At 53.9% G+C, this 13,970-nt stretch carries 9 protein-coding genes; all 9 read left to right on the forward strand.

Annotation, left to right across the window (positions count from 1 at the left end; translation table 11 throughout):
• The first annotated feature begins 962 nt into the window (after nt 1-962).
• The 9 genes from GC101_RS23335 (at nt 963) to GC101_RS23375 (ending at nt 13,926) form a co-directional block, all read left to right on the forward strand.
• Nucleotides 963-2,168 (forward strand): MFS transporter, encoded by a 1,206-nt coding sequence (locus GC101_RS23335; protein WP_171719229.1) that lies wholly within the window; start codon nt 963-965, stop codon nt 2,166-2,168.
• A 121-nt stretch (nt 2,169-2,289) separates the two neighbouring features.
• Nucleotides 2,290-3,357 (forward strand): Delta(5) desaturase DesA, encoded by a 1,068-nt coding sequence (gene desA / locus GC101_RS23340; RefSeq protein WP_039303661.1) that lies wholly within the window; start codon nt 2,290-2,292, stop codon nt 3,355-3,357.
• A gap of 150 nt (nt 3,358-3,507) precedes the next feature.
• Nucleotides 3,508-4,644: a sensor histidine kinase gene (locus tag GC101_RS23345; RefSeq protein ID WP_171719230.1), complete on the forward strand. Its 1,137-nt coding sequence runs from the start codon at nt 3,508-3,510 to the stop codon at nt 4,642-4,644.
• Complete coding sequence (locus tag GC101_RS23350) at nt 4,644-5,246, forward strand: response regulator transcription factor (RefSeq protein WP_042136705.1); 603 nt, start codon at nt 4,644-4,646, stop codon at nt 5,244-5,246. Before GC101_RS23345 ends, GC101_RS23350 begins: the two co-directional genes overlap by 1 nt.
• A gap of 576 nt (nt 5,247-5,822) precedes the next feature.
• Nucleotides 5,823-7,268, forward strand: a complete 1,446-nt coding sequence (locus GC101_RS23355) for an SWIM zinc finger family protein (RefSeq protein ID WP_171719231.1) — start codon at nt 5,823-5,825, stop codon at nt 7,266-7,268.
• A gap of 74 nt (nt 7,269-7,342) precedes the next feature.
• A complete protein-coding gene (locus GC101_RS23360) occupies nt 7,343-9,190 on the forward strand; it encodes a HEAT repeat domain-containing protein (RefSeq protein ID WP_171719232.1) in 1,848 nt (615 codons plus the stop codon).
• A 60-nt stretch (nt 9,191-9,250) separates the two neighbouring features.
• Nucleotides 9,251-10,354, forward strand: a complete 1,104-nt coding sequence (locus GC101_RS23365) for an AAA family ATPase (RefSeq protein ID WP_039303646.1) — start codon at nt 9,251-9,253, stop codon at nt 10,352-10,354.
• Nucleotides 10,351-12,699: a DUF5682 family protein gene (locus tag GC101_RS23370; protein WP_171719233.1), complete on the forward strand. Its 2,349-nt coding sequence runs from the start codon at nt 10,351-10,353 to the stop codon at nt 12,697-12,699. The genes GC101_RS23365 and GC101_RS23370 overlap by 4 nt, the downstream gene beginning before the upstream one ends.
• A complete protein-coding gene (locus GC101_RS23375; protein WP_171719234.1) occupies nt 12,700-13,926 on the forward strand; it encodes a VWA domain-containing protein in 1,227 nt (408 codons plus the stop codon).
• Nucleotides 13,927-13,970: the final 44 nt, after the last annotated feature.

The following is a 13,970-nucleotide window of genomic DNA, read 5'->3' on the forward strand; positions in this document are numbered from 1 at the left end:
TAAAAACGCTATTGTAATCTGCATGCCCATGAATGACGAACATCGGAAAGCCGTATGAGGGAAAACCTCACGTACGGTTTGATGAGGAGGGGCTGGGTCATACCAGCCCCTTACTCTAGTTATAGAAATGATGATGTTCTTCAGTAACCCCTCTGGTTTCACCGGACGCGAGCCTAGGGAGAGCCAATGTATGCGAAAAACCGAATACAATGTGTCTCCGCGAAGGTAATCCGGCCGAATGTATGCGAAAAATCGAATACAATATGTCTCCGCGAAGGTAGATGGACCAAATTTATGCGAAAAACCGAATACAATGTGCCTCCGCAAAGGTAATCAGACCAAATGTATGCGAAAAACCGAATACAATGAGCTTACGCGAAGGTAACCGGACCAAATGTATGCGAAAAATCGAACACAATGTGCCTCCGCGAGGGTAATCAGGCCAAATGTATGCGAAAAACCGAATACAATGTGCCTCCGCGAGGGTGTTAGGGCCAAATGTATGCGAAAAACCGAACAGCAATGAGCTTCCCCGAGGATAATCAGGCCGAATGTATGCGAAAAATCGAATACAATGTGCCTCCGCGAGGGTGTTAGGGCCAAATGTATGCGAAAAACCGAATACAATGTGCTACCAGGAAAAATGAGGAGGATACGGGCGTTTGTTTCTGGAGGCGGCCCAAAAGTAATCTAAATGAAGTAATGTGCGGTGGTCTTCTTAATATCTTATAAGCTGAACAAGCCGCACAAGCTCCAGGATCATTCACTTGATCGGAGCTTTTTTCATGGAACAGTGTCCATCTGTGACGTTATAGGATTCGATCCGCATTTACAGTTATAAATTAGATCAATAAAATAATAATCTATTTTATAACTAGACAAAACAACTTAATATCTATATATTAATAAACAGATTAGATATATATCTATTTAGTCTATATTAATGTATGGGGGATAGGATCGTGTTAAGGAACAAGTATGTAAGAACGATTATTATGTCAAGGGTATTGCTGCAGCTTGGAGTATGGGTGAGGAACTTTGCGATTCTGCTGTACGTGACGGATATTACGCATAATGATCCCTTCTATGTCTCGCTCATTTCGGTGGCCGAATATGCTCCGATCTTTCTGTTTGCCATTATAGGCGGTACCTTCGCGGACAGGTGGCTGCCCAAGCGGACGATGATGATCAGCGATGCGTTATCGGCGTGTTCCGTCATTGTGGTGCTGCTGGTTGTCATGTCCGGATCGTGGAGAGCACTGCTGCTGGCCACCCTGGTATCAGCAATATTGTCACAGTTCTCGCAGCCTTCTGCGATGAAGCTGTTCAAACAGCATGTGCCTGAAGATCAGCTCCAGAGTGTGATGGCCATGTTCCAGTCACTGTCTGCTTTCTTCATGGTGATTGGTCCGGTAATCGGCGCTTTCATCTATAATCATTACGGGATTGAGGTATCGCTGGCTGTAATGGGCGGTATGTTCATTGGCTCTGCGCTCATACTGGGCCTGCTGCCCAAAGACGCGCCGCAACAGGCCGGAAAGCTCCGGAACGGGATCGTGGCTGAAATGAAATCCGGACTGGATTATGTGCGTTCGAGCCGGGTGCTGAGGAATCTGGGTGCAGCTTTTGCGTTTGCGGGGCTTGCCGCAGGACTGATCCAGCCGCTGGGGGTATTCGTAATCATTGAGAATCTGGGCAGGGACAGAGGGTTCCTGCAGTGGATTATGATGGCGAACGGGGCATCGATGCTGCTCGGCGGAATGCTTATTATGAGCAAAGGCAAAGCCGTGAAGCCACAGACAATGCTGGCATTCGGCCTCCTGGTGAGTGCGGCTGGAACGGTCGGCGTGGGGTGGTCGCATCATACAGCATTGACGGTCACACTGCAGACGCTGACCGGATTCTTTTACCCGTGTATCCATATCGGCATCAACACACTGATTCTGCGGAATACCGAGGCCGGCTATATGGGCAGGGTTGGCGGTATTATGGGGCCGATGTTCATGGGCTTCATGGTAATCGGGATGTCTGCCGCGGGCTATTTGAAGGAAGCCTTCTCGCTGTTCACGGTATTCACCGGAAGCGGCATACTGTTCCTGATCGCGATGCTGATTCTGCTGCCGATGGTCAGGGCGAAGGAGCCGGGACAGCAATCTCTTCAGGGGTGACTATGACATATGTCATACACCGGGGTTGATGTTTGTGACTTACAGGGGTGACACTTTCTTCTCTATAATGTAGAGAGATAAGTATCCTTGAATGGATGCATCCGAGGAGGAAACGATCCCGATGACTACAAACCAGACATCCCAGCTCTCCAGCTTGAAGAAAAGCGTAGCCCCTTACGAAAAAACAGACCGTAAAGCGAGCATCTACCAGCTCATTAATACACTTGGACCACTAGTGCTCCTATGGACTGCTGCTTATTTCAGCTTATCCGTTTCCTACTGGCTGACGCTGCTGTTCGCCGTTCCGGCTGCAGGTTTTGTCATCCGCACCTTTATTATTTGTCATGACTGCTGTCACGGCTCATTCTTCAAGAACCGCAAAGCGAACGATATTTTCGGAACAATAACCGGTGTGCTCACTCTGGTCCCTTACCGCCAGTGGAAGCACAGCCATTCGATACATCATGCGGGAAGCAGCAACCTCGACAAAAGAGGCATCGGCGACATCTGGATTATGACCGTGGATGAATATGCAGCCGCGAAACCGCTGCAGCGACTATACTACCGGATCTATCGTAACCCTCTGGTTTTGTTTGTACTCGGACCCATTGCCGTCTTCGTGATCCAGTACCGTTTCAACGCCAAAGGTGCCAGACGCAAGGAACGCATGAATACGTATTTGACGAATGTCTCGATAGTAGCTCTGTACGGTACGATGATTATGCTTGTCGGTTGGCAGGCATTCCTGCTGGTGCAGCTGCCGGTTGTGTTCGTCTCCGGGTTTCTCGGCATTTGGCTGTTCTATGTGCAGCATCAGTTTGAAGATACCTACTTCGAGCATGATGAGGAATGGAGCTATGTCAACGCCGCAGTAGAAGGAAGCTCATATTATAAGCTGCCGAAGCTGCTGCAGTGGATTACCGGTAACATCGGTTTTCACCATGTGCATCATTTGAGCCCGAAAGTGCCTAACTATAACCTGGAATTGGCCCACAATGCCACCCCGCCGCTGCAAAAAGCGACAACTATTACACTCAGCACCAGTCTGCAGGCCTTGAAGTACCGTCTGTGGGATGAGGAGCACAAAACGTTCGTCAGCTTCAAGGAAATGAAGCAGCGGCTGCAGCAGAAGAAGCCTGCGGCAGCCGAGGTGCTGAAGGTAATCAAACCGGGATTCCAGAGTAAATAGTAGCCGCCACAGAAGAGGAAGGCAGGACCGGGAGCGCAGTTGCCGGGCCTGTTCTTTCTTTTTGTCCGAAACATTGCGCGGAATTGCCGGTTGCAGGGTGGTTTATGCTAAAATGGGGGTATAATCTTGCTGGCAAAAAGGATGGCTAACATGCAGAAGTGGCATCATATTTTTCATAAAAGCACGGGACTGAGCCCTTATGTATGGGTCGTTTTTTACATTCTTCCGTTCTATTCGATCTTTCGCTCGGCCTCGGCAGGCCGCTGGGTATACGGAATTCTGATGATTATCGTCTTCTTCGCCTGCTACGTGCTGGCATTTAAGTCGAAAGGATGGGTAGTCTATTTCTGGACCAGCGTGCAGATTGTGGTCTCAATAACGATGACGCTGCTCTTCGGGTATATGTACTTTGCGCTGTTCCTGGCTTTTTTCATCGGAAATATCCAGAAAAGGGCCGCTTTCTTCACCCTATACTCGATTCATCTGCTGACAACGATCGTGGCCATCAACTATGAGCTGATTACGCGTAATCCGGTATTCCTCTCGCAGCTGCCGTTCGTGCTGGTCAGTATCATTGCCGTGGTGCTGCTGCCGGTCACGACCTATAACCGCAACAATCAGGATAAGCTGCAGGGACAGCTGGAGGATGCCAACAAACGGATCTCCGAGCTGGTCATTATGGAGGAGCGCCAGCGGATCTCCCGTGATCTGCATGATACGCTGGGGCAGCGGCTGTCGCTGATTGGCCTTAAGAGTGACCTGGCCGGCAAGCTGATCACTAAGAATCCGGCGCAGGCCCAGATCGAAATTAATGATGTCCGGATGACGGCCCGCAGCGCCCTCAAGGAAGTCCGGGAAATGATTACCCAGATGCGGGGCATCCGGCTTGAAGATGAGCTGGTCCGTATCCGTCAATTACTCCAGGCGGCAGAGATTGGCTACATGCTGGAGGGTGACCCTAACCTGACCAACACTTCCCTGATTACCGAGAATGTGCTGAGCATGTGTATGAAGGAGGCCGTGAACAATGTGGTCAAACATAGCGGTGCCTCGCTCTGCCTGATTCAAATCGAACCTTCCCGGACCGACCTGATCATCAAGGTGAAGGATAACGGCGCGGGAATTGAAGGGACTAATCACTACCATAAAGGTCATGGGCTGCAGGGGATGAGGGAACGGCTTGAATTCGTCAACGGCAGTATGGAAGTGGTGCGTGACGAAGGAACAACGATTGTCATTAAGGTGCCCAATGTTGCACAGCGGCCGGAAATGGAGGTAAACGTGTAATGATTACGATAGTGATTGCCGAAGATCAACGCATGCTGCTGGGGGCGCTCGCTGCTCTCCTGGATCTGGAGGAGGATATGAAGGTTGTGGGCCGGGCAGGCAACGGGGAAGAGGCTGTGAAGCTGGTGAAGCAGCATCAGCCGGATATTTGCATCATGGATATTGAAATGCCGGCCATGACGGGTCTCGAAGCGGCGGAAGCGCTGAAGGGATCGGGCTGCAAAATCATGATTCTGACCACGTTTGCCCGGACCGGTTATTTCGAACGTGCAGTTAAGGCCGGAGTTGATGCCTATCTGCTCAAAGACAGTCCAAGCGAAGAATTGGCCTTGTCGATCCGCAATGTGATGGACGGCAGACGGATATATGCGCCGGAGCTGATGGATGAGGCTTACAGCAGCGAAGCTAATCCGCTCACGCAGCGTGAGAAGGAAGTGCTGGGGCTGATCGCAGACGGCAAGAATACGAAGGAGATCGCCAGCCAGCTGTATATTACGACCGGAACGGTCCGTAACTATATCTCTGTGATCCTGGACAAGCTGGATGTCGGCAACCGGATTGAAGCGATCACGCGCTTTAAGGAAAAAGGCTGGTTTAAATAAAATAACTTGCTTGGAATATAGGAACGGCAGCTGTCTTCTGTGACAGCGGGCCGTTTCTTTTTTTTGCAGACAGAGATAAGGCTTATTCTAGTGGTTGTAGGGCAGACGATTAGACGGGCAGATGTAAGGAGTGGAGCAGACCCGGACTTTGCTTGAAGCAGAGAAACCAGCCTGGCTCTAACTGTATTTAGTGCAACTAAAATCGCCTGACAGTACGAGTTAAGCGGGATAACTATATTTTATACACTTATATAGACTACCTTTCGTTGAATGATCACTTTTCGTAATTTTTAGTTGTACAGAATATAATTAACGGAACAAATCCGCTGGAAAGCCTGTTGTTAACTGTACGAAATACACTTATTCCCTGCCTGCGCTAACTGGATAAGTAAGCTAGGTCATATTAACTATTTTAACCCTGTGACAGCCTTCTGGATTGGATCGGTGGAATATTTTTGCTAAGATAAATGCAAACATGTGATCTTATCCGTTGAAGTTGGGTAATAACTTGCATGTGTCATAACCGCACTCCTATTTATGCCGCGTACATCCTATTTCAGCCGGGAGGAATCTGATTTGCCTGAACTTACTTCATCATACGTTGATTCACTTGCACCCAATGCTGCAGCCATCAAGAACGGTCAAGGTCTGGTCCGCAAAAAAAGCTTCATAGAGCTCCATCAGTCGGAGGACGGAGAGCTGCTGTTTGGAAAATGTGCAGGGAGCGGCAAAACTCCCTATGAGTGTTCTGTGGATTTCATCGTGCCGGACAATCCGGTATTCCGTTGCAGTTGCCCCAGCCGCCAGTTTCCCTGTAAGCATGCGTTGGGTCTGCTCTATGCCCGTGTAGAAGGCCAGACGTTCAGCCCTGCTCCCGTCCCTGAGGACATAGCCTCCAAGCGTGAGAAGGCTGAGAAGCGGGAAGAGAATAAGGTGAAGCAGGCGGCCGAAGGGGCAGAGCCTAAGCCGAAGAAGATTAACAAATCCGCGCTTAAGAAAAAAATTACCGCCCAGCTTGAAGGGCTCGATATGCTTGAGAAGCTGGTGCTGGGGTTCGTCCGCGGCGGACTGTCCACCATTGACCGTTCGAGCATGAAGACGATTCAGGAGCAGGTGAAGCAGCTTGGCAACTATTATCTGTCAGGAGCACAGATTGAGCTGCGCCGGTTTACGATTCTAATGTTCGGCGGCAAGGACCAGGAACAGAATTATACATATGCGATGGAGCAGTTGTCACGGCTTCATGCATTTATTAAGAAGGGCCGGGCGTATCTGCTGGCCCGGAGCGAGGACCCGGAGCTTGCACTCGACCATGAATCGACCATCGATGAGTGGCTGGGGCATGCCTGGCAGCTGAGCGAACTGAAGGAATACGGGCTGGTGAAGGATGGGGCAGAGCTGCTGCAGCTCGCCTTCTACAGCTTCAATGATATGGCCCGGCTGGAATATGTGGATCTCGGGTATTGGGTGGACCTCACTGCGGAAGGCGGGAGGATCCACCGGACGGTCAATTACCGGCCGTATAAGGCCGCTAAGCTGATGCGGGAGGAAGACAGCTTCTTCGAGATTGCTGTGGTCCCTCAGCTGTATACTTATCCGGGAGATATGAATGCCCGGGTCCGTTTTGAAGCCATGTCTCCAAGAACAGTGCAAGGCCCGGATATAGAACGGGCTACTGCTCAGGCTCACCGCTCCTACGCGGAAGCTGTCAAGATGGTGAAGAATCAGATCAAGAATCCGCTCAGCGACAAGCTGCCGGTGATGCTGCTGCATGCCGCCAGTCTGGGCATTACGGAGAGCGGCCAATATGTCATAACGGATGAATCCGGCAGCAGGCTGGCGCTGGAGGATATTCCGTCCCTGCCGCAGGGAACCGTGCATATGCTGCCGTTTGTGCCGGCTGCCGCGCATACGGATTGCTATCTGCTGGTGATGTTCGAGCATAACCTGGACAAGGGAAGGCTGACTGCCCAGCCGCTGACAGTCATTAAGGGTGAAGAAATCATCCGGTTGCTGTATTAGAAGTTCAAGGAAGGATAGCGGCGAGCATCTGAATTCTAAGGTAACTCAAGTTCATTCATATAGGAGGACAGTCCATGAGCACAGCGTTATTACAGGAGCTGCATCAGGAGATTAGAAGACTGTATATTGCCGGAAGCGGGCTGGCGGCCGGAGACTTCCGCCTGAAACGACTGCTTCCGCAGTTTCAGCAGCTGGGGGAACGCGCACCGGTCTTTAAGAAGCTGGGCGAGGGCGTGGCTTCATTACTGGAGCCTGACGGTGCTGAAGAGGCCGCTCCCGGTGTTCAACTGCAGGAGCTTACGCTGCTGCTGGAGTCAGTGCTGTATACCCAGGGGACAACAGCAGTGGACGGAACCCCCGGACCTTTGCCGGCCTTGAGCTTTGAACTTAAGACGAATCAGCCCTACCGCAAGATTGGTGCCGTTCAGCAGGCGCTCAGCACAACGGGAAGCGGAAGATATGAAATTGTAATTGATGCTTTTAAGGACGGTGTTTTTCAGGATTTGCGGCTGCTACCGCCGGCAGTCTCGGCACTGAACGATCCATATTCGGAACTTGCAGACTTTGCCATGACTGATATTCTTCCGTCCTATGGACCGGACATTGCCGGATTCCTCTTCGAAAGCCTGAATCCAGCCGGCGGCAGGAGCGAGGTCCGCAAGCTTGAGGTGATCGGCAAGGTGGGAGGAAACCGGTATCTGGAGGAGATGTTCCGCATCGCCGGAAGCGGCAGTGAAGACATCCGGGTAGCTGCTATGAAATGGCTCGCCGGTCATGAGCCGTATGTGGACGCACTCTTGGAGTGGACAACAGATAAGAAGAAGGCCATCCGTGAAGCTGCCTTCTCGGCGCTGGCTGCAGGCGGTTCGCAGCAGGGCGGTGAACGGCTTGTGGAGGCTTTCACGGCGAAAAAGGACCGTGAGATGGTTGCCGGTGTAGTGGCTGGCAGAGCTTCCGCAGAGGTGTCTGATAAGCTGGCGGTATTGTTCATGGAAGAACTGCAGAAGGCGCCGCAGAATAATGCGGACAAGAAGCTGACAGAGAGTGCATGGAATAGCCTTCTTCCATTCTTGACCGCTCTGCGCCATGAGCGGAGCCCGCAGCTGGATGAAATCTACAGCTATATCCTTCAGGAGTACGCCCGCTTCTCCCCGCTCGGCTGGATTCCGCTCATTGACCAGGCAGCCTGGTATAAAGAGAATACTCCGGGCGGAGCTGCGCTGGCAGAGCTGGAGGCACTGGATAAGCGCAGTGTGCGTTTCCTGCCGAATTATTTCCACGCCGCCCAGCGGGTAATGACGCCCAAGGAGCTGTACAGCCGGTTCGGCGGAACCTTTATGGACAAATTGAAAGCACTGGTGGGCAAGGATGCCAAAGATGCGGCTCAGCGCGCCCAGCTGCTGATTAGTACGATTGAGGAGCAGATCGTGGATATCCGCCGGAGAGCGTATGAGGTAGAGTGGGATGCTGCAGGAATCAGGCAGCCTTACAGCAGGGAGATGCTGTCAGCCGAGGAGATTGCGGCAGCCTGGGATTCCCGCTGGCTGGACTGGTTCATTCAGCATGATGCGGTGAACCTGGCAAGCGCTTTTGCCCGGCCGGGTCATAAGGGCGTGCGGGACTACCTGCTTGGTAAGCTCCAGGAGCCGTTTAAACGCACGACGTATGATCTCCTTTCTAATATTTTCAAGGGTCTGGAGAGGGCGGGGGTGCCGGAGCCGGAGCGTCTTGAGCTGCTGATGACCGCCCTGGAGAATAAAAATGTTCATACAGCTTACACATTTGAGCTCTACTTATTCAAACTGATGGAGCGCTTCCCGGTCAGCTATGTGGGACGTCTGGAAGCGATTGTCCCTAAATATAGATATGAATGCAAGCAGCAGCTGGAGTATGTGCTGAACAGCTTGAAGAGTGCGCAATAATCCTGGGCGGATGTAGCTTAAGAAATCTAATTGATGAGTTCTTATAAAGGAGAGGTGTTCATGTCGACGGAACAAAGTCAGCTTCAGGATTACATGCGTCTGCCAGCCGAGGTTCTATACCGTGAGGAACTGGAGGCGTTGCGCAGGGAAGATACAGGCCGTATCCCTGCCGGGTGGCAGATGTCGCCGCGTTCGGTGTTAACCTTCATTGCCGGAGGCAAGGCGGGCAAGACCGTGATTACCCCGAAATATATCGGTAACACGCGGCTGATAGAGATGGCAGTGGCCACGCTGGTAACAGACCGGGCGCTGCTTCTGATCGGTGAGCCGGGAACGGCGAAGTCCTGGCTGTCCGAGAATCTGGCGGCTGCGATCTACGGCAACTCGGGCCTGGTCGTGCAAGGGACTGCCGGAACCAGTGAGGAGCATGTACGTTATTCATGGAACTATGCCATGCTTCTGGCGAACGGGCCAACGCCGGAGGCGCTGGTCAAGAGTCCGATTATGCGGGCAATGGAGGACGGCGGGATAGCGCGGTTTGAGGAGATTTCCCGCTGCGCTTCCGAGGTGCAGGATGCGCTGATCTCCATCCTCTCGGAGAAGACGATCTCCGTGCCGGAGCTGGGCAAGGAGACCAGTGCCCGCAAAGGCTTCTCCATTATTGCCACTGCCAACACGCGTGACCGCGGCGTGAACGAAATGTCAGCGGCGCTCAAGCGCCGGTTCAACATCATTGTGCTGCCGGCACCGTCTGATCTGGAGACCGAGCTGTCGATCGTGAAGAAGCGGGTTGCAGAGATTGCTTCTTCGTATGAGCTTCAGGCTTCTGTTCCGGCGGATGAAGCACTGCTCAAGGTAGTGACGATCTTCCGCGAGCTGCGCAGCGGCATGACGCTCGACAAGAAGGAGAAGGTGAAGACACCGGCCGGTGTAATCTCCACGGCGGAAGCCATCTCCCTGCTGACGAACAGCATGGCCCTGGCAGCCAGCTTCGGCAGCGGAGAATTGACCGATGGGGATCTGGCTGCCGGCCTGCAGGGGGCTATCGTCAAGGATGATGACAAGGATAAGCTGGTCTGGAAGGAATACCTCGATAATGTAATGAAGAAAAAAGGAGCGGACTGGCGCGGATTGTATCAAGCCTGCAAGGAGATGAACGAGTGAGTGGGGCGGCTGTTGCTGCCGTTGTGAATATTTTCGGGGTGCGCCATCTGTCTCCGGGCGGTGCGAAGCATCTGCTGGAATACTTGAATGAGCTTCAGCCGACCGCCGTCCTGATCGAAGGACCCAGTGATGCAACTGATGAGATCCGTCATTTGACTCACACCGTCACGAAACCTCCGGTTGCGATTCTGGCCTTTACTGAGGATTTGCCTGTGCGGACGGTGCTGTGGCCGTTCGCTGTCTACTCCCCGGAATATCAGGGGATGCGATGGGCAAAGGAGCATGGGGCAGAAGCGGAATTCATCGATCTTCCCTCATCCGTAACCCTGGGTCTGCAGGATGCCCTGCGGCTTGAATCCGGGAGCAGGCCGGTGCTTAAGCCTGCGGCGGATGAACAAGGTGAGCCTACGGATGATGAGCTGCAGGAGCAGGAATCAGTATACAGCCGGATTGCCCGGCTCGCTGGTGAATCTGATTATGATATGTATTGGGAACGCAATTACGAGCATAACGCCAGCAGCGGAGCGTACCGTGCGGCGATACTGGCGTTCTCTGCCCGGATGCGTGAGCTGTCAGAGTCCCGGGAGCTGATAGAGCAGCCCCGCGAATATGCTTATAACGCGCTGCGCGAAGCTTATATGCGGCGCCAGATCCGGAAGAAGATTGAAGCCGGCCATCAGCCGGAGAAGATAGTAGTGATCTGCGGCGCTTACCATGCTGCTGCACTGGCAGATCTTGCAGACGGGATGACCGACAGCGAGCTGGCGTCACTGCCTGCACGCAGCACGAAGCTGACGCTGATGCCGTATTCGTATTACAAGCTCTCTACAATGTCCGGTTATGGTGCAGGCAACGGGGCTCCGCATTACTTCGAGCTGATGTGGGAGCTGATGGAGTCCGGCAGGGCTGAGGAGCTGCCGCATCTCTACCTGTCCTCCGTGGCTAGGCAGGTACGAAGATCCGGGACGCACCGCTCCACGGCTGAAGTCATTGAAGCGGTCCGGCTGGCAGAGTCGCTGGCAGCACTGCACGGCGGGAGCGCGCCTACACTGCGTGATCTGCGCGATGCCGCCCAGACACTGCTCGGCCATGGCGACCTCTCGGTTGTTGCCGAATCGCTGGCCCGGGTAGATGTCGGTACGGCGATCGGCAGCCTGGCCGAAGGTGTCAGCCAGACACCGATCCAGGATGACCTGAACCGGCTGCTGAAACGGTATAAGCTGGAGAAATACAAGTCCACTGTAGCCAGTGACCTGGCGCTCGATCTGCGGGAGAACCGCCGGGTATCCAGCGCCGAAGCGGCCTACCTGGATCTGCACCGTTCCGTGCTGTTTCACAGGCTGGAGCTCCTGGGCATATCCTTCGTGCGGAATATGCCAAGCGGTCAGTCCGGGGCAACCTGGTCAGAGCACTGGATTATCCAGTGGTCACCGGAGGTGGAGATTCAGGTGGTTGAATCGACTCTCTTAGGCGAGACCATTGAAGTCGCTGCAGCTTATGTGCTGAGGGAGAAGCTGCTGGAGTGCCGCTCCATTACTGATGCGTCTGCGCTGATCCGCATCGCCTGCCAGTGTGCGATGACCTCGCAGATGGAGGAGAGCAGCCGGGTGCTGCAGAGCCTGGCGGTGGACAGCCGCGATGTAGTTGCTATTGCCGCCGCTGCCCGGGAGCTGGCGACAATTATCGGCTTCGGCGATATCCGCAAGGTGGATACCGCTCCGCTCGTGCCGCTGCTGGAGGAGCTGTTCCGGCGCGGCTGCCTGTTCCTGCTGGATGCGAGCGGCTGCAATGACGAAGCTGCGGCGCTGATGATCAGCGCCATGAATGAGCTGAACGGCATCTCGCTGGAACATAGCGGGACTCTGGATACTGCCCTGTGGCTGCAGGAGCTGCAGCAGCTGTCACAGCGGGATGACCGTAACCCCCGGCTGTCCGGCTTCGCCTGCGCGATCCTGATGGAGCGGGCTGCGGTCTCTGCGGAAGATGTGGCCGCAGAGGTGTCGCGCCGGCTGTCTCCAGGTATCCCTGCTGATCTGGGGGCGGGCTGGTTCGAAGGGCTGTCTATGCGTAACCGCTACGGCCTGTTATCGCGGATGAGCCTGTGGGAGCAGCTGAATGATTATATTAATGCCCTGGACGATGAGGAATTCAAACGTGCCCTGGTCTTTCTGCGCCGGGCATTCAGTACCTTCTCTTCCCGGGAGAAGACGATGATCTCCGAGCTTCTGGGTGAGCTGTGGGGTGTGAACACAGAACAGGCTGCTGAGATTCTTACAGGCGAGCTGAAGGAGGAGGAAGCCAAAATGCTGGATGAGCTGAATGATTTTGACTTCGGTGACCTATAGATGGCGGAGGATATTAAGGATAACGGGCGGAACGGGGCTGTGTCGCGCTGGAGGCTGATATTGGGCCAGGAAGTAGAGGAAGCTTTATCCGGTTACGGGGCAGGCGGCGGGCCTACACTGACCGAGGAAGAGCGGATTATGGATGCGGCGCTGGCTGCCATCTATAATGAGGCAGGTGCTGGCGGAGCTGACGGGACCTCTCAAGCGGGTTCGAAGGGCAGAGGGGCGGGATCAGGGCATGCCGCTATTAACCTGTCCAAATGGCTTGGGGACGTGCGCACCTTCTTCCCGGAGGATGTTGTCTCAATTATCCAGAGTGATGCCATGGAGCGCAAAGGCTGGAAGCAGCTGCTGTTCGAGCCGGAGCTGCTGGCGGCAGTGAAGCCGGATATCCAGCTGGTCGGTACGCTTCTGGCACTCAAAGGCAAAATTCCCGAGAAAACAAAGGACACCGCAAGAATGCTAGTCCAGGCACTGGTTGATGAGCTGGTCAAGCTGCTGGAGACGGATATCCGCCGTGCGGTCACCGGCGCGCTGAACAAGCGGCAGCATTCTCCGCTGCCGTCCCTGAGCGGGCTGGACTGGAAGCGGACCATTGAGCGCAATCTGAAGCATTATGATGCAGAGCGGCGGATGATTATCCCCGAGCGGTTCTTTTATTTCGACAGGGCCCGCCGCAGCAAGGAATGGACCGTGATCGTGGACATTGACCAGAGCGGATCGATGGCCAGCTCTGTCATCTGGGCTTCGGTGATCGGCTCGATCTTCGCCAGCATTCCGGCGCTTAACACGCGTGTGGTCGCTTTTGACACTGAGGTTGTAGATTTGACTGAGCAATGTGCCAATGATCCTGTAGACATGCTCTTCGGCATTCAGCTTGGCGGCGGCACGGATATCCATAAGTCCGTGAAGTATTGTGAGCAGTTCATTGAGGAGCCGAAGAAGACGCTGTTCATCATTGTTTCCGATCTGTATGAGAACGGCAACCAGGCCGGACTGGTCCGGCGGATGCGTGAGCTGCGCGAATCCGGTGTGCGGACGATGACACTGCTGGCCCTGTCGGATGAAGGGAAGCCTTCCTACGACGAGCGCCTGGCCGCCCAGCTCACCCGTGACGGAACCCCTTGCTTTGCCTGTACCCCGGCGTTACTGCCTGTTTTGGTCGAGGGAGCGCTCAAGGGCCAGGATCTCGGTGAATTGTCCAAGCGTCTGGGGATGGCGCGATAATTTTAAGGAACAGGAAACACTTACTTTATAATCACATATTGTGT

This window comes from Paenibacillus phytohabitans (assembly GCF_013141775.1).
GTDB classification, from domain to species: domain Bacteria; phylum Bacillota; class Bacilli; order Paenibacillales; family Paenibacillaceae; genus Paenibacillus_AQ; species Paenibacillus_AQ phytohabitans.

Coding starts and splice junctions, on each gene's coding strand:
- desA (WP_039303661.1), top strand. CDS start 2,290: ATGACTACAAACCAGACATCCCAGCTCTCCAGCTTGAAGAAAAGCGTA.
- GC101_RS23350 (WP_042136705.1), top strand. CDS start 4,644: ATGATTACGATAGTGATTGCCGAAGATCAACGCATGCTGCTGGGGGCG.
- GC101_RS23345 (WP_171719230.1), top strand. CDS start 3,508: ATGCAGAAGTGGCATCATATTTTTCATAAAAGCACGGGACTGAGCCCT.
- GC101_RS23365 (WP_039303646.1), top strand. CDS start 9,251: ATGTCGACGGAACAAAGTCAGCTTCAGGATTACATGCGTCTGCCAGCC.
- GC101_RS23360 (WP_171719232.1), top strand. CDS start 7,343: ATGAGCACAGCGTTATTACAGGAGCTGCATCAGGAGATTAGAAGACTG.
- GC101_RS23375 (WP_171719234.1), top strand. CDS start 12,700: ATGGCGGAGGATATTAAGGATAACGGGCGGAACGGGGCTGTGTCGCGC.